18 protein-coding genes are annotated in these 20,984 nt (G+C 64.4%); 5 read left to right on the forward strand and 13 right to left on the reverse strand.

From position 1 onward, the window contains the following. Positions 1-398: 398 nt before the first annotated feature. The 4 genes from ACVIIW_RS21920 to ACVIIW_RS21935 all read right to left on the reverse strand — a co-directional run bounded on the left by ACVIIW_RS21920 (position 399) and on the right by ACVIIW_RS21935 (position 5,208). Positions 399-1,166, reverse strand: coding sequence for a hypothetical protein (locus ACVIIW_RS21920; protein ID WP_456702631.1), 768 nt, complete (start codon positions 1,164-1,166; stop codon positions 399-401). A gap of 581 nt (positions 1,167-1,747) precedes the next feature. After that, positions 1,748-2,332: a DUF1254 domain-containing protein gene (locus ACVIIW_RS21925; protein ID WP_456702632.1), complete on the reverse strand. Its 585-nt coding sequence runs from the start codon at positions 2,330-2,332 to the stop codon at positions 1,748-1,750. Then, positions 2,329-2,907, reverse strand: a complete 579-nt coding sequence (locus ACVIIW_RS21930; RefSeq protein ID WP_456702633.1) for a DUF1214 domain-containing protein — start codon at positions 2,905-2,907, stop codon at positions 2,329-2,331. Before ACVIIW_RS21930 ends, ACVIIW_RS21925 begins: the two co-directional genes overlap by 4 nt. A gap of 9 nt (positions 2,908-2,916) precedes the next feature. Next, a complete protein-coding gene (locus ACVIIW_RS21935) occupies positions 2,917-5,208 on the reverse strand; it encodes a transglycosylase domain-containing protein (protein ID WP_456702634.1) in 2,292 nt (763 codons plus the stop codon). 290 nt (positions 5,209-5,498) lie between these two features. Here ACVIIW_RS21935 and ACVIIW_RS21940 point away from each other — a divergent pair, with 290 nt between their 5' ends. Together ACVIIW_RS21940 and ACVIIW_RS21945 are read left to right on the forward strand one after the other, a co-directional pair. Further along, entirely contained in the window at positions 5,499-6,014 is a 516-nt protein-coding gene (locus ACVIIW_RS21940) for a YcgN family cysteine cluster protein (RefSeq protein ID WP_456702635.1), read from the forward strand. A 162-nt stretch (positions 6,015-6,176) separates the two neighbouring features. Next, positions 6,177-7,754, forward strand: coding sequence for an MDR family MFS transporter (locus tag ACVIIW_RS21945; RefSeq protein ID WP_456702636.1), 1,578 nt, complete (start codon positions 6,177-6,179; stop codon positions 7,752-7,754). Between the two features lie 6 nt (positions 7,755-7,760). On the opposite strand, the gene ACVIIW_RS21950 is transcribed toward ACVIIW_RS21945, so the two are convergent. The 5 genes from ACVIIW_RS21950 to ACVIIW_RS21970 form a co-directional block, all read right to left on the reverse strand. Beyond that, positions 7,761-9,437 (reverse strand): alpha/beta hydrolase, encoded by a 1,677-nt coding sequence (locus ACVIIW_RS21950; RefSeq protein WP_456702637.1) that lies wholly within the window; start codon positions 9,435-9,437, stop codon positions 7,761-7,763. Positions 9,438-9,487: 50 nt separating this feature from the next. After that, positions 9,488-13,060 carry a GAF domain-containing protein gene (locus ACVIIW_RS21955; RefSeq protein WP_456702638.1) on the reverse strand — a complete coding sequence of 1,191 codons (3,573 nt, stop codon included), beginning with the start codon at positions 13,058-13,060 and terminating at the stop codon, positions 9,488-9,490. Between the two features lie 95 nt (positions 13,061-13,155). Further along, positions 13,156-14,808, reverse strand: a complete 1,653-nt coding sequence (locus ACVIIW_RS21960; protein ID WP_456705225.1) for a thiamine pyrophosphate-requiring protein — start codon at positions 14,806-14,808, stop codon at positions 13,156-13,158. Between the two features lie 101 nt (positions 14,809-14,909). After that, on the reverse strand, positions 14,910-15,254 hold the full coding sequence (locus tag ACVIIW_RS21965) for a hypothetical protein (RefSeq protein WP_456702639.1): 345 nt from the start codon (positions 15,252-15,254) through the stop codon (positions 14,910-14,912). A gap of 131 nt (positions 15,255-15,385) precedes the next feature. Further along, positions 15,386-16,285: a LysR family transcriptional regulator gene (locus ACVIIW_RS21970; RefSeq protein WP_456702640.1), complete on the reverse strand. Its 900-nt coding sequence runs from the start codon at positions 16,283-16,285 to the stop codon at positions 15,386-15,388. A gap of 99 nt (positions 16,286-16,384) precedes the next feature. Between ACVIIW_RS21970 and ACVIIW_RS21975 the strand changes: the two genes are divergently transcribed. The 3 genes from ACVIIW_RS21975 to ACVIIW_RS21985 all read left to right on the forward strand — a co-directional run bounded on the left by ACVIIW_RS21975 (position 16,385) and on the right by ACVIIW_RS21985 (position 18,868). Beyond that, positions 16,385-17,590: an arabinose transporter gene (locus tag ACVIIW_RS21975; RefSeq protein WP_456702641.1), complete on the forward strand. Its 1,206-nt coding sequence runs from the start codon at positions 16,385-16,387 to the stop codon at positions 17,588-17,590. A 90-nt stretch (positions 17,591-17,680) separates the two neighbouring features. Then, a complete protein-coding gene (locus ACVIIW_RS21980) occupies positions 17,681-18,370 on the forward strand; it encodes a carboxymuconolactone decarboxylase family protein (RefSeq protein ID WP_456702642.1) in 690 nt (229 codons plus the stop codon). Positions 18,371-18,472: 102 nt separating this feature from the next. Continuing rightward, positions 18,473-18,868, forward strand: a complete 396-nt coding sequence (locus tag ACVIIW_RS21985; protein WP_456705226.1) for a (R)-mandelonitrile lyase — start codon at positions 18,473-18,475, stop codon at positions 18,866-18,868. 43 nt (positions 18,869-18,911) lie between these two features. On the opposite strand, the gene ACVIIW_RS21990 is transcribed toward ACVIIW_RS21985, so the two are convergent. The 4 genes from ACVIIW_RS21990 to ku all read right to left on the reverse strand — a co-directional run bounded on the left by ACVIIW_RS21990 (position 18,912) and on the right by ku (position 20,883). Further along, positions 18,912-19,076 carry a Flp family type IVb pilin gene (locus ACVIIW_RS21990; RefSeq protein WP_456705227.1) on the reverse strand — a complete coding sequence of 55 codons (165 nt, stop codon included), beginning with the start codon at positions 19,074-19,076 and terminating at the stop codon, positions 18,912-18,914. Positions 19,077-19,260: 184 nt separating this feature from the next. Beyond that, complete coding sequence (locus ACVIIW_RS21995; RefSeq protein WP_456702643.1) at positions 19,261-19,443, reverse strand: hypothetical protein; 183 nt, start codon at positions 19,441-19,443, stop codon at positions 19,261-19,263. Between the two features lie 170 nt (positions 19,444-19,613). Then, positions 19,614-19,850, reverse strand: coding sequence for a hypothetical protein (locus ACVIIW_RS22000; protein WP_456702644.1), 237 nt, complete (start codon positions 19,848-19,850; stop codon positions 19,614-19,616). A 58-nt stretch (positions 19,851-19,908) separates the two neighbouring features. Continuing rightward, positions 19,909-20,883 (reverse strand): non-homologous end joining protein Ku, encoded by a 975-nt coding sequence (gene ku / locus ACVIIW_RS22005; RefSeq protein WP_456702645.1) that lies wholly within the window; start codon positions 20,881-20,883, stop codon positions 19,909-19,911. Between the last annotated feature and the right edge of the window lie 101 nt (positions 20,884-20,984).

Consider the following 20,984-nt stretch of genomic DNA (forward strand, 5'->3'; position numbering starts at 1 on the left):
CCGTGACGCGCGCGAAGTGCGGCGAGGAGGCACACCCGGGACGGCAGACACAACTGCGACAGGAGTTACGACGGGAACAGCTAAGTAGCTGAGCCTGGTGTCCTGCCTAGCCATCATCCTGCTCACGGTCCTGCGCAGCCTCGATGAGTAGGTCGCCTGCGTGAAGGGAAGTTGGTCTAAACGCGTGAGCGCACTTCCCTTTACCCAGCGGTCCTATCAACGCGGGCTCCGCACTGTCGTTGCCGACTTTGCGGCGCGTGAGAACAGCAGGCATCGCGCGACTTCCAAGCCAGCCAACCAGCAACGAAGATTTGACAGCGAACAGAAAGCTAGGTCCCCCAGACACGGAGGTCAGGGTTTTTGAGGCTTCAACAAATCATGCTTGTCAAATGTCGGGATTAGCGCTGAGACCATGGCCATACCGGTGATTGCGGTTTGCTCGCCTGCGGTCGCGCCGCTGCTGACACCGGCTTGTGTGTCTGGGCGAGATTGGTCGGCCGCGGACGCGGCACTGGTGTTTCGGGCACTGCCTTCGGCTCTTCGGGACTGCCCTTCGGCTCCTCAGGGCTCATCTTCGGCTCCGAACTGTTGGCGATGATGAGGGCCAGCTGTTTCTGGCTTTCGTTAAGGCGCTCGGTAACCGCTTGGCTTTCGCGCTCTGCCTGTGTTTGGGAAGCCTTGATCTGCTCGACGACAACGTTGTTGCGCGCGATTTCCGCCTGGCTCTCCTTGAGCTGGCTCGCGACATTTTCATTGTCGCGGACCAGTTGTCCTTGCCTCATCTCGAGCTGTGCGACCGCTTGCCTCAAGGCAGCGAGATCGTGCTCCATCGGTTGAAGCTGCTGCGCGAAGTCGGGAGCCGGTGCGACCGGAGTCGCCGCGGGCTGTGTCAGGGGTGCTGGGTCTGGGCGGGCCATGGTTTCGGTATGAGCCGAGGACGACCACCACCAGGCGGCGACACCGATGGATGCTGCCAACAGAGAACCGACGCAAGCCAGATAGCGCCAATTGGCCAATTCCTGAATCGTTGGCGGAGAGCTAAACGTCTTCATGCCGGTCGGCAGCTCCGAAGGATTGCCGCCGGCTTCGCGCGCCAGGTTCAGAAGTTGCTCTTCCAGGCTCGCAAACATTCCTTCCGAGAGTTTGTTGTCCAGCGTGGAATCCATTGGCTGCTCCGTATCAAACGCGCGGTATGACGATCTAACATTGAACGGGACGCAGATAGTCTTTGCAGGCTACGAACCTTCGCAGGGATTGGATCATGCAGCCTGCATGTCCCATCCTCGTTTTTTGAGGGGCGCGTCCTTGAACTATTCCTGCGGGTTTAACCCAGCCGGCGCGGCAGAACTATGTTCACGGCGAGAGAACTACGAAATTACCAGGAAACGCCCGATGCGAAGCCGTCGCGCTTGGCGTCGATGGCATCTCAGATTTTGGGCGCTCTCCACCCGCGCACGCACGAGCTTCCCTGCAAAGCAGAGCGTCGAGAGCTATTTCCGGATTGTCGGACTGGCGACGGCTGATCGGGGCAAGCCGTGCTCCCACACGAAATCGCCCGCGACGGATTGCTCCACGCGGGCGATACGAATTTCCAATGGTGCCATATTGCCGTTGTTTTGCCCGACGTGTCAAACCGTCCAGATCGCGGGCGCCGCGGCTCCGCCGCTAGTCGAGTGATTTCAACACGCCGCTACTGTGCATGGGGTTGTTTCCAGCTTTGTTCGAGGCCGCCTCGACCGCTCGCGCGTCAGCGCCGGCCGCGCGGCGTCTCGGCCTTCGCGGGCGCTTCGGTCTGCGGCGCGCAAGTGGCAGCGGCGAGCGTTGCCTGGGCCTGCGGCATCAGGCCGGGCTCGGCGGCGAGCGCCTTCATCAGGATCAGGCCTGTCGTCGTCGGGGAATCGATGATCAGACGGTCGGCCGCGGTGACCTCTTCGTCTTCGGGCAGCTCGTTGTGCTGCGCTTCCGTCATCAGGTCGAGCTCGATCACCTTCTTGCCGGCCGAGCGGTCGTTGATCGCGTAATAGGCGATCTCGTTGCGCGTGTAGAACGACACCGACGTATAAGCCTGACTCACCGGGACAGTGAGCTTGATCGGGCCGCCCGAAAGATCGTAGCGGCAGATCGCGAGTGCAAAGGCGGGATCCATGAACGGCATCGGCGAGGTCTGCGGATCGGCGAGCGGCAGCTGCGTCACGCCATTGAGCTTGGTCATCGGCGTCAGCCGCGAATAGGCGTCTTGCGTCGCGATCCGCGGCAGGGCGAGCACGCTGACGAGATGGACCACGAGGCCCAGAACCACGCCCGCGAGGATGGTGAACGCGAGGCGGATCATGAGCAGCCCACCGTCGCGATGGCAGGCATCGGCGCGTCGCGCTTGGTGCGGGTCGCGACACCGACGGGGGTGTCGTAGAGGCGGAACATCAGCGCATAGCGCTCGATGCCGCCGGTCGGCAGCCAGTTGCCGGCGCGCGAGCGCGCGGCGATGTGAATCTCGAACGAGCCGTCGGACTGGCGCACGATCTCCTGGCTGGTGAAGCCGTAGCGTTGCAGCGAGTTGGCGACGAGATGGCCTTTGCGGTCGTAGAGTGTCAGGGTCCAGAACCGCGCCGGCGGCGTCACGCCTGAGACGACGACGTCGCAGCGGCCGTCGAGCGCCTTCTTGTTGTCATCGGTGGTTGCGGTGAACGCGACGCCGTCACCGGTGCCGATCGGCAGCTCGCCGTTGCGCACGATGGTGGCGCGCGAATAGGGATCGACGTCGGCGGTGCCGGTGCGGGGGCGGGCGGTCCAGGCGCCGATAGTCAGCGCGCCGATCTCGGTGCCGCGCGTCGTCGTCATCCAGGTTGCACCAACGCCGACCACGGTCGCGAGCAGCAGGGCCGTCAATATGATCAGGATCAGCCGCACGGAATCAGATCAGTTCTTGCGCGGGGTGGATGAATTCGCGTTCTCCTCCGCCGCATAATTCTGCGGGAACGCGAGCGCGCTCGTCGACGACGCGGGCTTGGCCGGGCCGCTGTCGTCGGCCGCCGATTTGGTCGCGGTCCTGGCGGCGTCGTCGAGCATCTTCTCGACCCGCACCAGGACGTCGGCGCCGCGCTTGGTCAGCACCGGCGGCGGGCCGGGTTTGGTCTCCAGTACCTTCGGTGCCGCATTGGCCTGCGCGTTGGCAACCTGCTCGCGCGGCAGCTTCTGGCCCATGCCGACACCGGGAATTTCTCTGATCTCGACGCCCTGATGCGCGGCGACCATGATGTCGTGCCAGGTCTGCGCCGGCAGCGAGCCGCCGGTCATGCGGTTGGTCGGCGAATAGTCGTCATTGCCGTACCAGACCGCACAGGTGAAGTTGCCGGTGTAGCCGACGAACCAGGCGTCACGATACGCATTCGTCGTGCCCGTCTTGCCGGCGGTCGGAATGCCGTCCAGCGCGGCGCGGCGCGCGGTGCCTTCGCTGACGACGTGGCTCATCATGCCGGCCATGTCGGCGGCGATATTAGGCGGAATCGCCTGCTTCGGCTTTGGGCCGTCGCGGTCCCAGCGCCAGACCAGATCGCCTGCGCCGGTCCGTACTTCGAGGATCGAATGTGGCGTCACCGCCTTGCCGCGGTTCGGGAAGGTCGCATAGGCCACCGCATGCTCGAGCACGGTGACCTCGTCCGAACCGATCGGCAGCGACGGCGTATCGGGCAGCGGCGCCTTGAGGCCGAAACGGCGCGCGACCTCGACGATCTTGGCCCGGCCGATCTTGGCCGGGTTCGGCGCCTTGGGTTGTTCCTTCTGGCCGATCGCGATCGACAGCTTCACCGGCACGACGTTGATCGAGCGCGTGATCGCCTGCGTCAGCGTCACCGCACCGGAATAGGAATGGCCATAATTCTGCGGGCACCAATTTCCGATGCAGACAGGCCCGTCGACCACGACCGAGTTCGGCGTGAAGCCGTTGAGGAGCGCCGTGGTGTAGACGTAAGGCTTGAACGACGAACCGGGCTGGCGATAAGCATCGACGGCGCGGTTGAACTGGCTGGCGCCGTAGTCGCGGCCGCCGACCATGGCGCGGATACCGCCGTCGAGGTCGGACACGACGGTCGCGGCCTGCGTCGCGTGATAGTCGCGGCCGAACTGGCGCAGCTGGTTCTCGATCGCGTCTTCCGCCGCCTTCTGCACGTTGGTGTCGATCGCCAGCCGAACCACGAACACGCGCTCGGTGTAGGATTTCGGGAAGGTGTCGACGAGCTTGCGCATCTCGTCGAAGGCGTAGTCGAGATAATAGTTCGGCGAGGCCTCGTCGCGGCGGTCGACCGCGAAGGCGGGGTTGCGGCGGGCGCCGAACACCTGGCCCTCGGTCATGAAGCCGGCATCGACGAGATTGTCGAGCACGACATTGGCGCGGGCGCGCGCGGCAGGCAGGTTGATGTGGGGCGCGTATTTGGTCGGCGCCTTGAACAGGCCGGCGAGCATCGCGGCCTCGGCCAGCGTCACGTCGCGCGCCGATTTGTTGAAGTAGAAATGCGCGGCGCCGTCGACGCCGAAGGTGCCGCCGCCCATATAGGCTCGGTCGAGATAGAGCTTGAGGATCTCGTTCTTGGTCAGGCGCCATTCCAGCCAGACCGCCAGGAAGGCCTCGTTGATCTTGCGCTCGATGGTGCGCTCGTTGCTGAGAAACAGGTTCTTGGCGAGCTGCTGGGTGATCGACGAGCCGCCCTGGCGCACGCCGCCGGCTTGCGCATTGGTGACGAGCGCGCGCGCGGTGCCGGCGATGTCGATGCCGAAATGCTCATAGAAGCGGCGGTCTTCGGTCGCCAGCGTCGCCTTGATCAGCACGTCGGGAAAATCTTCCAGCGGAATCGAGTCGTTGTGCTTGATGCCGCGGCTGCCGATCGGGTTGCCGTAGCGGTCGAGGAAGGTCACGGCGAGATCGGACTTCTTCAGCCAGTCCTCGTCCGCCGTCTCGCGGAAGGCGGGGATGGCGAGAATGAGCATGAGCACCATGCCGCCGAGGCCGATGGTCGCCGCTTCCGACAGCGGCTCGATGAAGACCCAGCGCTTCCACCGACCGACATAGAAGCGGTCCATGAAGGTCGAGTAGCGCTCGTAGAGCTCGCGGATGCCCTTCGCCGAGGAGAACAGCGAGGAGTCGATACGCGCATCGAGGTCCAGGAAGAAGTTCCTGATGCGAGTCTTCCAGTTGGATGGTGTGTTCTGGACCACCTAGAACCCTTGAGGCTCGCTGTGAAAGCGTTCAAGCACCCGGCGGGGCGGCATCGAGACGTCTTGCGGGATTGTTGCGGCAAACCCAAGGCGCCCGTTTCGCGTCCGAGGGGACTTGCTGTTGTTCTAGCCGAGCGGGGCCTATAAACCAATGGTCAGGCTCGCAATTTTGAACAAACGGCTTAATTGAACCCCGGTTCATTACGGGCCTTTCGGGGACGTTCCTTGCAGCCTGGCGGCTACGCGCCCTAGATGGCCCGACCGTAGCTCTTTCGAACCGTAATAGGCGCATGACCGCAGCTCCCAAACGACCTTCAGACCAGGATGGATTCTTCTGGAAAACCAAGAAGATGGAGGACATGTCGACGGCCGAATGGGAGAGCCTGTGCGACGGCTGCGGCCGCTGCTGCCTGAACAAGCTCGAAGACGAGGATACCGGGGAGATCTATTTCACCGATGTCAGCTGCAAGATGCTCGATTCCTGCACGTCCGGCTGCAAGGACTACGCGAATCGCTTCGACCATGTTCCCGACTGCGTTGTCATGACGCCGGCGAGCGTCCGGGACCTGAAATGGCTGCCGCCGAGCTGCGGCTACAAGCTGGTCGCGGAAGGGCGCGATCTCTATTGGTGGCACCCGCTGATCTCGGGCGATCCCAATACGGTGCACGAGGCCGGCGTCTCCGTGCGGGGCCGGGTCGCCGGCACCGAGGTCGAGATCCCGGACGACGAACTGGAGCACTATCTGGTGCAATGGCCCGGGCAGCTGCCGAAACGGGCACGCCTGAAGCGACGCCCCAAGGACTGATCCCCCGCTCTCGCAGATCAATTGTTCGGGATGACCGCGGTGCGGGATGCACCCATGCGCGGTGGTGCCTGCCCGAGAAGAACTTTGCTGTCTAGATTGCCGTCATAGGCCGATTCTTTCGCGGCTTTGCGCCGCAATACGCTCCATCTGACACGCCCCGAGATGAACCAGTTCACACGGCAGAGCAGCCAGTCTGCCGACATCCAGACGTTGCCCGACGATATCGCGGAGGAACTGACCCGCCTTCCGGGGGAGGTCACGTGCGTCCGCAACTCGCCGCCTCCGACGCTGTCGTCGGATGAAGTCCGCACCATCGTCATCAGCCTGATGCTGACGATGTTCCTGGCTGCGCTCGACCAGACCATCGTCGCCACGGCGCTGCCGACCATCGGGCGCCAGTTCCAGGATGTCTCGAACCTGTCCTGGGTCATCACCGCCTATCTGCTCGCCTCGACCGCCGTCGCGCCGGTGTTCGGGACGCTGAGCGACATCTACGGCCGTAAGGCCATGATCATCGTCTCGTTGAGCCTGTTCATCGCCGGCTCGATCCTGTGCGCGGTCGCGCCGAGCATGCCGATGCTGATTCTTGCACGCGGTCTGCAGGGACTGGGTGGCGGCGGCATCATGCCTGTCGTGCAGACGGTGATCTCCGACGTCGTGAGCCCGCGCGAGCGTGGTCAGTATCAAGCCTATTTCTCCAGCGTCTGGATGGTCGGCGGCATCCTCGGCCCCGTCATCGGCGGCGTGTTCGCCGAGCATCTGCACTGGTCGATGATCTTCTGGATCAATTTGCCGCTTGCAGCCGCAGCGCTCGCGTTGTTGCTGCCGAAGATGAAGAAGATCCCGGTGTTCCACCGCAAGCGCAAGGTCGACTGGCTCGGCGGCGTGCTGCTGATGGCTTCTGCCGTGGTCTTCATGCTGGTGTTGACCTGGGGTGGCACGCGCTATCCCTGGCTCTCGCCGACCGTGCTGTCGATGGTGGGCGGCGCAATCGCGCTGGCGCTCACCTTCGTCTGGCATGCGCGCCGGGCCGACGAGCCGTTCCTGCCCCTGCCGCTGCTCTCGGGATCGGTCGCGCCGTTCGCGCTGACTGCCGGCGGCTGCGGCCTCGGCGCGATCACCGGCCTCACCGTGCAGCTGCCGCTCTATTACGAGTCGGTCTATCACCTCAGCGCCAGCGAGGCGGGGCTTGCGCTGATTCCGCTTGCCGCGGTCTCGACCTGCGGTGCGGCGATCGCGGGCCGCACCATGGCGCGCGCCAAGCACTACAAGCGCGTCGCCATCATCGGCACCTCCTGGGCTGCCATCTGCGCCTTAGGCCTGACCGTCACCACGCTGCCGCTGTGGGGATTGCTGACGCTGATGGCCGCGTTCGCGCTCGGTCTCGGCACGACCTTCCCGGTCTGCGTGGTCTCGCTGCAGAATTCGGTGGCCCGTCCGCAGGTCGGTACCATCACCGGCGCGATGAACTTCTTCCGCTCGCTGATGTCCTCGTTCACGGTCGCAGCGTTCGCCGCAATCCTGCTGATTGCGCTCGGCGCCGACATTCCGCTGGCCGGCGAGCATCACGCCGCCGGCAGCATCCCTGCGATCCCCACTGAAGACATGCGCCGTGCCTTCCGCTACGTCTTCGCGGCCGCGACCGCGCTGATGACGACGGCCTCGCTCTGCCTGATCATGATGGAGGAGCGGCCGCTGGCCGGTCCCACCACGACGCATGCCGTCGAGATGGCGGAGTAGGCGGCGCTAGCCGCCCCGGTTGGAGTAGGCGTCTTCGTCGGCATTGCCCGCGGCGCCTTTCCGCGCCTCCGCTGCAAGATGGCTCTTCAGCCGCGCCAGCGCCTCAGCGGACCAGTCATGGACATCGGTGACAGCGACCCAGGCATCGACGTAGTGCTCGGGCGCATAGACATGGCCATAGCCCAGCGGTGTGCCGTTCGCGACCGCCATGTCGAGCGCGAGCTGCAGCATCGTCACGATCGGATACCATCGCAATTCCGGCGACACGTCGGGCCCGCGCGGCGTCGACATCCAGGCCGGCGCCTGGAACGCGTCGCCGTAGTCAAAGAACGTGATCGCGTCGCTGGCATATTGCAGATAGACCACGCGCATCGGCCCCCAGGGCGCATTTGCGGGCACTAGCGGCCCATTCTGGTTCATGAAGCGGACCAAGCGGCCGTCGCGGAACTCCGGCAGCCACGCCAGCGAGCCCGGATTGCGGTTCGCAACGATCGAGCGCCAGATGCGGCTCGCGAACGGCGGCCCGCTCCAAAGCGCGCCTGCAATGGGATCGCCGATCGTCTCGAACAGCTCTGCGGATTTTTCCGAGTTGAGGGCGCCCAGACTCAGCCCATGCAGATACAGCTTCGGCCGCATCTCCCTGGGTAGCGTGGTCCAGTAGCCGTAGATCTCTGCAAACAGGGCCCGCGCCGCTTCCGCGCCGTATTCGGGCTGAAACAGCAGTGACAATGGGCTGTTGAGATAGGAGTACTGGACTGCGACGCTCGCGACGTCTCCATGATGGAGATATTCCACCGAATCCATCGCGGCCGGATCGATCCAGCCGGTGCCGGTCGGCGTGACGACGATCAGGGTCGAGCGCTCAAAACCGTGCTGCCGCTTGAGCTCGTCGAGCGCAAGCCTCGCGCGCGCCTGCGCCGTGTCGGCGCCGGCGAGGCCGACATAGACGCGGACAGGTTCCTGCGCACTCTGTCCGGTAACGGCGCTAATCTCGGCTCGGGTCGGGCCGGAGGCAATGAACCGGCGACCCATGCGCCCGAGCTCCGTCCACTTCACCAGCGATGCCGCGCTGCCCGTCTTCCCGGGGCTGGTCGGTTGCGGCCGCTCGGGCTCGAACAGGCCGTCGAATTCGCGAAAGGACGAATCGAGCGCGCGAAACGCCATGCCGATCAGGAGATTGTTGGCGATCGACCAGAACAGCAGGCCTGCCATCACGACGCCGAGGACATTGGCGACCTTGCGCGGAATGATGCGCTTCGCGCCGACGGTGAGGAACCGCGAGGCGAGCACGAACAGCCGGCCCAGCGCCAGCAGCACCACGAAAGTGATCAGGGCGATGGCAGAAATCTTGAGCGGATGGGCGGTCTCGACCGGTGGCATCTTCATGACGGCGCGGATCGAGTTCTGCCATCCGGCGGCCCGCCATAGATAGACGATGACGACGATCACGCAGCCGGCCGCGACCAGCGCATTTGCGCTGGATCTCAGCTGCGCCGAGGGCTCGGGCAGTTCGAGATAGTGCCACAGCCAGCGCCAGAGATTTCCGGCGAGGTAGCCGATCGCAAAACAAGCGCCGGCTAGGGCGCCTTGCGTGAGATAGCTCCGCGGGATCAGGGTCGGCGTCAGTGCGGCGGCGAAGAACAGGGCGCCGAGCACCAGTCCGACGCCGGACAGCGACTGCATTTGCCGCCGGATTAGCCAAACCGGTTTCTGGAAGGCTCCTGGCGGCAACGCTAGCCCCTGTTGTTGTCTGAAAACCCACTCTTCCGCGGCAGCCGAATCGTAAACTCCGTGAACACGCCGGGCTCCGTCGCGACCTCGATGGCGCCGCCATGCTGCTTCACCACGATGTCGTGGCTCATCGACAGCCCGAGACCGGTGCCTTCGCCGGCCGGTTTGGTGGTGAAGAAGGGATTGAACATCTTCGCCTTCACCTCATCGGGAATGCCGGTACCGTTGTCGCGGATACGGATCTCGATGCTGTCGCCGCGGTCGCGCGTCGTGGCGGTCACGACCGGCTCGAAAGCGCCGGCATCGCCTTCGGCCCGGCGTTTTGCCAGTGCGTAAAACCCGTTCGAGACCAGGTTCAGCAACACCCGCGTGATCTCCTGCGGGAACACTTCGGCGACGCCTGCTGCCGGATCGAGGTCGCGCTTCACCGTGACGTCGAAATGCGGCTGCTCGGCACGGGCACCGTGATAGGCAAGGTCGAGGCTCTCCTCGACCAGCGCGTTGATGTCGGCCGCCCGGTGTTCGCCACTGCCTTCGCGCGAATGCAGCAGCATGTTCTTGACGATGGAATCGGCGCGCTTGCCGTGCTGCACGACCTTTTGCAAATTGTCCTTCAGCATCCCCGTCAACTCGTCGACATCGTTGCGGACATCGTCGCCGAGCGGAACGGGCGCAAGCACCTCGTTCAGCTCGTCCGTCAACTCGGCGGAGAGCGCCGCGAAATTATTGACGAAGTTGAGCGGGTTCTTGATCTCGTGTGCGATGCCGGCGGTGAGCTGGCCGAGTGAGGCCAGCTTCTCGGTCTGGATCAGCCGGTCCTGCGCCGCCCGCAGATCGTCGAGCGATCTGGCGAGCTCCTGCGTGCGGGCCTGCACTTCGTCGAAGAGGCGCACATTCTCGATCGCGATGACGGCCTGGTCGGCGAAGCTGGTAACGAGCTCGATCTGCTTTTCGCTGAACGGCCGGATTGCGCGACGTGCGAGAACAATTGCACCTACCGTGCTGCCTTCGCGCAGCAAGGGCACACCGAGGAAGCTACGCGGATTGCCGCTCAATTCCTGGCCTTCAAAGAAGTACTCGGGGTCTTCGAGCACGTCGGTGACATGGACCACCTTGTCGCCGAGCAAAGTCCGACCCGTGATGGTGCGCCTGTCCGGCCTGACCGGGAGATCTCTTACATATTCGACGAATTCGGCTGGGAAGCCGTAGGAGCCCGCCCGGAAATAGCTGCTGCCGGACTTGCGGGTAATCGCCGCCATATCGGCTTCGCATAGTCGCGCCGCCGATTCGACCAGCGTATCGAGCACGGCCTGCAGGTCGAACGCCGAGCGGCTGATAACCTTGAGCACCTCGGCTGTCGCCGTTTGCTGTTGCAGCGACTCGGTCAGATTTTCGGTGCGCTGACGCAATTCGCCGAGCAGTCGCGCGTTCTCGATGGCGATCACGGCTTGCGCCGCGAACTGGTTCAGCAAGGTGATCTGCTTCCGGGAGAAGGGCCGGTTCTCCTGCCGGAAGATCATGACGTTGCCCACTACGCGCTCGTCCTGGAGCAACGGCACCGCGAGCAGGCTGCGCGCGCCGCCGAGATCGACCAACGCCCGCCGGTTCGGCTCTCCGCTGCGATAGACGTCCGATTCCAGGAGGTCGATCATTTCGACGAACGGTTCGCCCCTCAAAAGGCGCGCCGGTGCGGTGGCCGGACCATAGTTGAGAGGCGCCTTGCGCCGGAATTCATCGTAGGCGGGAGGCAAGCCGTAAGTGGCGGCTGTGTGGAACTGCGTGCCGTCATAGGTATTGAGCACGCCGAAACTGGCGCCGCAGAGCTGCATTGCCTTGCCGAGCATCGCCTCGAACACGGGCCTGAGATCGCCATTCGACCGGCTGATGACGCTGAGCACCTCCGATGTCGCGGTCTGTTGCTCAAGGGATTCGGTAAGCTCCCGCGTGCGGTCCTGGACTTCGTTGAACAGCCGTGTGTTCTCGATCGCGATCACGGCCTGGTCGGCAAAGGTCTTGAGCAGACTGATCGCCTTGTCAGGGAAAGAGCCGGCCTCGCGCCGCGTCACGCCGATGGTGCCGATCGCAACGCCGTCGCGCAGCATCGGGACGACGAGGATGCTGCGGTAGCCGCGGGTCCGCGCCAGCTCCCGCATGGCCTCGGTCAGGTCTGGCTCGTTCTGCATGTCGCTGCGGAAGGCGTACTCACCGCCGGTTGCGACGCGGCTGTGAATGCCTGACGAGGCCAGCGGCGCCGGGAACGTGCTCAGCAGCTCCGCATTGCCCGCTTCGTTGTCGGTGGTGAAGGCCGCCAGATGCAGCATGCCGCCGATGACGCGGGTGACGGTGGAGGAATGTCCGCCGACCAGCGCCTTGGCGCTGTCCGAGATCGCCTGGAACACCGGCGTGACGTCGGCCGGCGAGGCGGCAATCACCTTGAGGATGTCGGCGGTCGCGGTCTGCCGTTCCAGTGCCTCCCTGGTGGCGTTGAACAGGCTGACATTCTTGACCGCGATCACCGCCTGGTCGGCAAAGGTCTGCAGCAGCCGTACATGATGTTCGGGGAATGCGCCGGTCGTGCGCCGCGTCGCGATGATGACGCCTCTGGCTTCACCTTCGCTCATCAGCGGCGTGAACAGCATGCTGCGAAAGCCACGGGCGCGCGCGATGTCGCGGGTGGCCGGTTCGAGCTCGGTGTCGGGTACTTGCGCCGAGTCACCGTTGGCCGTGAGCTCGTAGGCGGGAAACTGCGCGAACGGCACCGGGAACGAGGCCTGCAGCACACGGTCGCCCTCGGGATCGACGGGCGTGAACGCCGCCAGGTGCGCTGCGCCATCGATGTAGCGCAGCACGGCGGTGGAGAAGCCGTCGATCAGCCTGTTGGCATTGGCCGCGATGGCATCGAACACCGGCTGCACGTCGGATGGTGAAGCCGCCATCACCTTCAGGATGTCGGCCGTCGCGGTCTGGCGCTCGAGCGTCTCGCGCGTCGCGTTGAACAGGCGCGCATTCTCGATCGCGATCACGGCCTGGTCGGCAAAGGTCTGCAACAACTGCACCTGATCGGGCGCGAATGCGCCTGTTACGGTACGCGTGACGCTGATCATGCCGACCGCCGTGCCGCGGTTCATCAGCGGCATGAACAGCACGCTGCGAAAGCCGCGCAGTCGCGCCAGGTCACGGTTCAGCTCGGGGACGTCAGCGGCCTCGCTGTCCGGAAACTGGATCGTTTCGCCGCCGCGGACCAGTGCGAAGGTTGGAAAATCCTCGATCCGGCGCGGGAACGACGCCTTCAACCCTTCGTCGCCTTCCGGGCTGGTCGGCGTGAACGCCACCAGATGCAGCTCGTCGCCGATGAATTGGAGCACGGTTGCGGAGAAGCCGCCGAGCAGGCGCTTTGAGCTCGACGCGATCGCCGCGAATACGGGCCGCGCGTCCGACGGGGAGGCCGCGATGGTGCGCAATATCTCGGCGGTGGCACTCTGGCGATCGCGCAGCCGCGCGTTCTCGGCTGCGGCCGACAGCAATTGCCGCTTGAGCTCGTCGATCCCGGCAGCATCGTTGGAAGGGGAGGTCATTCGCATTCCGGCTGAATGCCGCGGCAGGCGCGGCACGGGGCCGGATTATCACATCTCCTGCGGCGCGTGCCAGCGCCTGCGGCACTGCGGCTGGTTCAGGTGCCCGGCCGCGACACCTCGGTCTCCTTGCTGGTGATGAACTCCAGCAGCACCGGCACGCCTTCCCTCGTTTTCTGGATGCCGCGCTTGATCGCGGGGATGATGTCCTCCGGGTTTGTCACCCGCTCGCCATGGCCGCCGAAGGCGCGCGCCATCGCGGCGTAGTCGCCGGAAATGTCGGTCGAGCGGTACTTTTCCGTCGAGATCGGCATCACCTTCAATTCGATCGCCATGGAAAAATTGTTGAGCAGGATCGACATGATCGGGATGCGCTCGCGCACCGCGGTCTCGAAATCCATGCCGGTGAAGCCGATCGCCGCATCGCCCCAGACATTGATGCAGAGCTTGTCGGGTTTGGCCAGTTTTGCGCCCATCGCGAGGCCAAGGCCGTAGCCAAGCTGCGTCGTCTTGCCCCACCCGAGATAGGAGAGGGGTGTGACCGCTTTCCAGAACGGCGAGAGCTGGTCGCGCGGGCTGCCGGCATCATGGGTGATGATGGTGTTCTCGACGTCGACGGTGTGTTGCAAGTCCCAGAGGACGCGATAGGGGTTGAGCGGTGCATCGTTGCTGGTGAGTTTCGGCATCCACTTCGCCAGCCACTCCTTGTGCGAGGCCGCGATCTCGGCCGCGATCGCCGAAGCATCGCGATCGGCGGTCACGGTCTTGCTGATCTCCTTCAGCAGCGCATCGAGCACGAGACCGGCGTCGCCGACGAGACCGATCTTCGCTTCCACATCCTTGTTGAGATGATTCGGATCGAGCGTGGAGTGGATGATGGTCTTGCCCTTCGGCATCGCGATGCCGAAGCTGGTCTCGGTGAAGGAGCAGCCGATGCCGAAGATGACATCGGCTTCAGTGAGGAACTTCGGCACCGCGCGGGGCACCGCAAGGCCGCCCGAGCCGAGCGAGAGCGGATGCGTCTCTGGAAACGATGATTTGCCGCCGAGGCTGGTAGTGACGGGGATGGCGAGCCGCTCCGCAAGTCGCTTCAGCTGCGGCCACGCCTGCGCGTAATGCACGCCCTGGCCGGCATAGATCACGGGGCGCTCGGCGTTGATGAGCAGGTGCGCGGCTTCTGTCACATGGACGGGGTCGGCACCGTAGCGCGTGCGCAGCACCGGCGTGTAGTTCAGCGGTTCCGGCACCTCCTCGTTCCACATGTCGGCAGGGATTTCGACGATCACAGGACCGCCACGGCCGTTCTTCAACTTGGTGAAGGCGCGTCGAAAGATGCTGGCGACCTCCGCCGCCAGGATGATCGGCTCGGACGATTTCGAGAACGGCCTCATCGCTTCGCTGGAATTGAAGTTCGGCTCGATATGCGCGAGCCGGCGCTGATAGCCCATCGGCAGCACCAGCACGGGCACGGATTCGCCAAAGCATTGCGCGACGCCGCCCATCGCGTTCTCCGCGCCAGGGCCGTGCTGCATGCAGAACGCGCCGATCGTGCGCCCCGAGGTCACGCGTGAGATCGCATCCGCCATGTGCAATCCGACGCGCTCCTGCCGCACCATCACGGGCCTGATCTCGGCCTTTGCCGCGTGCTCGATCAGATGATTGACGGGGTAACCACAGAGGATCTCGATCCCCTCTCGCCGCATGATTTCCGCAATGGCGGTGCCGAGCTTCATGGCGTCTCTCTCCTTGATGTGGCCGGTTGGTCCGGCTGTTGGGAAGAGAGGATCAGGAAATAGGGGAAGGGTAAAGCGTGAGCAAGTGACCGCCAGCTATGCAGCGAGCCGCCGGCCCGCTATTTGCAGTTCTTGCAAATCGTCAGCTTGCGCTTCAACGCCTCGTCTTCCTGATCGACCAGCGTCTGCGCGTCGAGGCCGGTGTCTCTTGCTGCGCGCGACCTCGCAGGCGGTGTCAGCCGGCTCGGTGCGTCATTTTCGTCGGTACCGGCGTTGAAGCCGTCATAGTCGGCGGCCGGATTTGGCAATGCCGCCAGCCCGCCGGTCACAGCTGGCGAAGGCTCTTTGCCGGACGCGGCCGGCTTGGCGTTTTTGGCGCTCGCATGCGGCGGTGCATTGGGTGCCGCCAGCGAAACGGGCGGCGCGGTCGAACTCTGTCCTCGCGCGCGGTCCTGGGACCCCACGCCAACCACCATGAGGCTAAGAGCCAGGAGCGCCACGCGTCTCATCCGCATCCTTCGAGCAGTTCCGGTCCAACGATTGGCAGCAGAATATCAGGCCTCGCATGGCCGTCAAAGTTGACGGAAATGGGTCGCTATCTCCGTCGGTATCGAAGCGCATCGACAAGCAGCGAGAAGGCCGGCGAGGGCTGGCGGCGGCTCGGATAGTAAAGGTGATATCCGGAGAACGGCGGGCACCAATCGGAGAGCACGCGAACCAGCTGTCCGCGGGACAGGTAAGGCTGCACGTGTCCCTCGGTGAGATAGGCAAGGCCGAGCCCCTTCAGCGCGCCGTCCAGCAGCAGGCCCGCGCTGTTGAACACGAGTTGCCCTTCCACGCGCACGTTGAGCTCACGGCCATTCTTTTCGAACTCCCACGCATAAAGGCTGCCGCCGTGGGTAGGCAGGCGAAGGTTGAGGCAGTTGTGCTGGGTCAGGTCCTGGGGAATTTTGGGCTTCTTGCGCGCCGCAAAATAGGATGGCGAGCCGACGACCGCCATGCGCAGGTCGGGACTGACGCGGACCGCGATCATGTCCTTGGCGACAAGCTCACCCGGACGGATGCCGGCATCGACCTGCTGCGCGACGATGTTGGCGAGCCCGTAGTCGACGATGATCTCGACATGAATGTCAGGGTATTTCGGCAAAACCTTCCCGAGCGCCGGCAACAGGATCTCGCGCGCGGCATATTCCGTGGCCGTCAGCCTGACAGTTCCGGCCGGCTTCTCGCGGAATTCGCCGAGCGCGGCGAGATCCCGATCCATCTCGTTGAACTTGGGGCCGATGCTCTGGAATAGCCGCTCCCCGGCCTGGGTCGGCGTCACGCTTCGCGTCGTTCTGTTCAGGAGGCGCACGCCCAGCCGCTCCTCGAGATTGCGGATGATCTGGCTGAGCGCGGATTGTGTCATGCCGAGCTTCGCTGCCGCCCGCGTGAAGCTGTGTTCCCGCGCCACGGCGAGGAAGGCGAGTAGATCGCTCGCGTCGTCCCGGTGCATTGATTAGCTGTCCTAATGACTACATGCGAAATCTATCACCTAATCACGGGTGCGCGGAAGTCTTAGGTTCGGAGCGGTCATCAGGAGCTCTGAATCGGCATGTCAATCACGGCCATCCAGCCCGTCGTGTCGTCTCGCGTCACCGTGACGTTGCTGCCGATCATGGCGGTGGTGTTCGCCGCCTTCCTCGTCATCGGCGTCGCGATGCCCGTGCTGCCCGTTCACGTCCATGACGGATTGGGGCTTGGCACGTTCGTGGTCGGTCTGGTCGCCGGCAGCCAGTTCGCGGCCTCCCTTGTCTCGCGGCCTTGGGCCGGTCATTTCTCCGATCGCCGGGGTGCGAAGCGCGGTGTGATCGCGGGCCTCATTGCGGCTGCGGCTTCGGGGCTGCTGTACTTGCTGTCGCTCGAGTTCACCGGGGCGCCGCTGACCTCCGTTGCGATTCTGCTGCTCGGGCGTGGTGTGCTGGGTGCGGCGGAAAGCTCCATCATCACGGCGGCGGTCAGCTGGGGACTTGCAAGGGTCGATACGGGCAATACCGGCAAGGTCATAGCCTGGGTCGGCTCGGCCATGTTCGCCGCGTTCGCGATCGGCGCGCCGGCGGGCTCGGCGCTCTACGCCGCCTACGGCTTTTCCGCGATCGCGGTTGCCACCGCGATCGCGCCGCTCCTTGCTCTGTTGCTTGTCGTGCCGCTTCCAGCTGCCGCTCCGATGCAGCAGGCGCGTTCTTCATTCGCCAAGGTGCTCGGCTCGGTGTGGGTGCCGGGCCTCGGCTGCGCTCTCGGCAGCGTCGGCTTTGGCGCGGTGACGACGTTCGTCGCGCTGCTGTTCGCGAGCCGGGGATGGGCCAACGGATGGCTTGCCTACACCGCCTATGCGGTCGCCTTCATCCTGGCGCGGGTATTTTTCAGTCATCTGGCCGATCGGATCGGCGGCGCTAGGGTCGCGCTTGTGTGCGCTTTGGTCGAAGCCGCCGGACAAGCTCTCATCTGGGTGGCTGTCCGACCTGAAATGGCGCTGGCGGGCGCCGCGCTCACCGGCTTCGGCTTCTCACTGGTCTACCCAGGCTTCGGTGTCGAGGCGGTGCACCGCGTTCCGGCACAGAGCCGGGGCCTCGCCATGGGCGCCTACACCGCCTTTCTCGATCTCGCCCAAGGGCTCGCCAGCCCGGCGCTTGGATTGATCGCGACAAGCGCGAGGCTGAACGTCCTGTTTCTCGCCAGCGCGGTCACCGTGCTCTGCGCCGCGCTGGTGGCGGGGTGGCTGTCGGCACATCCGTTCAGGATGGAAGGACGTCCGCAATGAGAGCGTTCATAACTGCATTGTTCTCGGTCTGGCTGGCTGCCGGCAGCCCGGGCGACGCTGAGCAAGAGAAATGTCGGAGGAGAAAATTCCATGTTGACGTCGGAAGACATCCGCGCCGTGGCGCCCGCGCTTGAAAAATATGCACATGATTTCGTTCTCGGTGAACTCTGGAAGCGGTCCGGCCTTTCGCCGCGCGACCGCAGCATCGTGACGCTCGCGGCGCTGATCGCGCGCGACCAGAGGGCAGAGCTGCCATTCTATCTCGGTGCCGCGCTCGACAACGGCGTGACGCCCGCCGAGATCTCCGAGATCATCACGCATTTGGCGTTCTACACCGGCTGGGCGAACGCGATGGAGGCTATTCCGGCGGCGAGGGACGTCTTTGCCACACGCCACATCGGCGCGGATCAGCTTCCGCCGGCGTCCGGGCCCCAGCTTCCGCTCGATGAGGCCGCGGAGAACCAGCGCGCCAGCCGCGTCGGGGAGCAATTCGGCGCCATCACGCCGAGTCTCGTTCAATACACGGCCGATGTGCTGTTCCGCGATCTCTGGCTGCGACCGGGGCTTGTGCCGCGGGACCGAAGCCTCGTCACGGTCAGCGCGCTCGTCGCGACGGGGCAGGTCGCCCAGATCACCTACCATTTGAACCGGGCGATGGATAACGGATTGACCCGCGAGCAAGCCGGCGAGCTGCTGGGCCACCTCGCGTTCTATGCTGGCTGGCCCAACGCATTCTCTGCCGCTCCTGTGGTCAGGGACGTGATCGAAAAGCGGCGGTGATCACCCGCAGAGGCGTGCTGATCTGCGGCAACGCAGCCGTGTTGATCGATGATGGCCGTTGGAGGCGCAGTCGTTGGTCGTTCAAAGGAGGGTAGCATGGATATCGATGTCAAGAGAAACGGCGCCCGGCCCTCGCAGAAGGGCCCGCCGGACTGGTTTACGGGCACCGTTCGGATCGACCCGCTATTCCAGGCCCCGGATCCCGCGCGCGTCGGTGCGGGCGAGGTCACGTTCGAGCCCGGCGCGCGTACGGCCTGGCACACGCATCCGCTCGGGCAGACGCTGGTCATCACGGCCGGGCTCGGCTGGGTGCAACGCGCGGGCGGCGCGGTCGAGGAGGTCCGTCCCGGCGATGTGGTCTGGTTTCCGCCAGGGCTGAAGCACTGGCACGGCGCCTGCGCGACGAGGGCGATGACGCACATCGCGATCCAGGAATCCCTTGATGGCAAGAACGTCGACTGGATGGAAAAGGTCAGCGACGAGCAATATCGGAAGTGAGCTCGCGCACGCGCGCTGCGTCACAAATGATGACGCCTCGGCGTTACTTCATGGCCGTGCTGATCGCGTTGAACTTGTTGCTGAGGAGGGCGCTGCCCGTGTTGGTCACGACGGTGACGATGGCGAGTGCGATACCGGCGGCGATCAGGCCGTACTCGATCGCGGTGGCGCCCTTCTCATCGGCAAGAAAAGACCTGAGCACAATCATCGCCAACTCCTGTTCGTCCGGTCCAATGTAGGCGCGCGTCGTTATCAAACTGGTAAGGTGATCGGCGAGGCGCTTTTCGCGCATCAAAATCGGGTGCGGCCGACGTAGCCTGTCGTTTCTTAACGTAACAGCCGTTAAACGAACGTTTCATTATCCAATTCAAATGGACGGAAGCGGGACGTGCTCAACTCGAGGTGGAGCGTCCGGGCGCAACCTTTGCAGGGCGTCCCAGCGCGGCCGCAAGGCGACCGACCAGATAGTTCACGACATGCGGCTGCGCCTGCACCGCCGTGTCGGCGATGCGATCGTCCTCGGCGGTGTCACTCACGATGCCGATGTAGTTCTTTCTGGCGTCCTGTTGCGGCACAGTCGTGCGACCCCCGGTTTTTCGACGGCCGGACATTGATGCACGCAAGGGGAATCATCGGTTAATTTTGCGTCGCGTAGGAATACCCGGTGCGGCGACAAGTGATCCAGCCGCTTAAGGGTTTGTTGAGGCTGTTCGTCGAGCGGTCGGGCCAGCATGCCGAGCGCGGCTCATCGATGCCTGCTATCCGCGTTCAACGCGCGTAGCATGGCGATGCGAGCGAATATCCGCCAGCCGCCGCCGGCCTCGGCTGCGTTGATCAGCATCTCGATCGCGGTCTGCCAACGCGGCTCCTGCTGCTCAGCCTCGGGCAGCTGCATGATGAAGTCGGCAGCTTCTTGCAAGGTGCGCAGCTTGGCGCCGCCGCGCAGGCCGATCGGATCGTCGAACGGCGTCGACCAGGGCATGTCAGGACGCCGGATCGGTGAGGGAAGACGTCACGGCGCGATCGGCGATGCGATGGCGTCAGCCGGCCTTCTTCGCTCGCGTTGTCGCACGCACCTGCTTGTCGGCCTTCCTGGGCGCCGCTTCCCTGCCGGCTGCGTCCTTGCCGGCTTTGCCCGAGATCGGCAGCAGCATCTCGCGCTGGCCCGCCACGCGCTTCTTCGGCTTCTTGCCCTTGACCGTCTCCTTGGCGACCTTCGCGGCGGGCGCCGCTTCCTGTTCGCTGGCGAGGCTCTTCTTCAGCGCGTCCATCAGGTTGATGACGTTACCGCCGCTCTTCGGCGTGGACTTGACCGCGATCGGCGCACCGCTGCGCTTCTTGTTGATGAGATCGATCAGCGCGGTCTCGTAATGATCCTCGAACAACTCCGGCTCGAACGCCCCGGACTTCTTCTCCACGATGTGCTTGGCGAGGTCGAGCATGTCCTTCGTCAGCTTCACGTCCTGGATCTCGTCGAAATATTCGGTCTCGCTGCGCACCTCGTAGGGATAGCGCAGCAGCGTGCCCATCAGCCCGCTCTCGAGCGGCTCGAGCGCGATGATGTGCTCGCGATTCGTCAATACCACACGGCCGATCGCAACCTTGTCCATGCTGCGGATGGTCTCGCGGATCACCGCATAGGCGTCGTGGCCGACCTTGCCGTCGGGAACGAGGTAATAGGGGCGGATCAGATAGCGGTTGTCGATGTCGGTCTTCGGCACGAACTCGTCGATGTCGATCGTGTGAGTGGAGTCGAGCGCGATATCGTCGAGCTCGTCCTTGGTGACCTCGATGTAGGTGTCGGTATCGACCTTGTAGCCCTTGACGATGTCCTCGGAGGTCACCTCGTCGCCGGTCTCGGCGTCGACCTTCAGATATTTGATCCGGTGGCCGGTCTTGCGATTGATCTGGTTGAACGAGACCTTCTCCGTATCCGATGTGGCCGGATACAGCGCGACCGGGCAGGTCACGAGCGAGAGACGCAGAAAACCCTTCCAATTGGCGCGGGGGGCCATGGGCTACTCCAAACGCAACGGGGACAGACCTATGAGAATACCATCGGGGAACCCCGAATCCTACACAGGTTGGATCGGAATCTTGCAACTGCGTTAACCAG

This window comes from Bradyrhizobium sp. USDA 4449, from assembly GCF_054056275.1.

Bases quoted from the DNA above. Each gene is read 5' to 3' on its own strand.
- ACVIIW_RS21920 (WP_456702631.1), bottom strand. From the start codon at position 1,166: ATGGATTCCACGCTGGACAACAAACTCTCGGAAGGAATGTTTGCGAGC.
- ACVIIW_RS21925 (WP_456702632.1), bottom strand. From the start codon at position 2,332: ATGATCCGCCTCGCGTTCACCATCCTCGCGGGCGTGGTTCTGGGCCTC.
- ACVIIW_RS21940 (WP_456702635.1), top strand. From the start codon at position 5,499: ATGACCGCAGCTCCCAAACGACCTTCAGACCAGGATGGATTCTTCTGG.
- ACVIIW_RS21945 (WP_456702636.1), top strand. From the start codon at position 6,177: ATGAACCAGTTCACACGGCAGAGCAGCCAGTCTGCCGACATCCAGACG.
- ACVIIW_RS21950 (WP_456702637.1), bottom strand. From the start codon at position 9,437: ATGCAGTCGCTGTCCGGCGTCGGACTGGTGCTCGGCGCCCTGTTCTTC.
- ACVIIW_RS21955 (WP_456702638.1), bottom strand. From the start codon at position 13,060: ATGACCTCCCCTTCCAACGATGCTGCCGGGATCGACGAGCTCAAGCGG.
- ACVIIW_RS21970 (WP_456702640.1), bottom strand. From the start codon at position 16,285: ATGCACCGGGACGACGCGAGCGATCTACTCGCCTTCCTCGCCGTGGCG.
- ACVIIW_RS21975 (WP_456702641.1), top strand. From the start codon at position 16,385: ATGTCAATCACGGCCATCCAGCCCGTCGTGTCGTCTCGCGTCACCGTG.
- ACVIIW_RS21980 (WP_456702642.1), top strand. From the start codon at position 17,681: ATGTTGACGTCGGAAGACATCCGCGCCGTGGCGCCCGCGCTTGAAAAA.
- ACVIIW_RS21990 (WP_456705227.1), bottom strand. From the start codon at position 19,076: ATGATTGTGCTCAGGTCTTTTCTTGCCGATGAGAAGGGCGCCACCGCG.
- ACVIIW_RS22000 (WP_456702644.1), bottom strand. From the start codon at position 19,850: ATGCCCTGGTCGACGCCGTTCGACGATCCGATCGGCCTGCGCGGCGGC.
- ku (WP_456702645.1), bottom strand. From the start codon at position 20,883: ATGGCCCCCCGCGCCAATTGGAAGGGTTTTCTGCGTCTCTCGCTCGTG.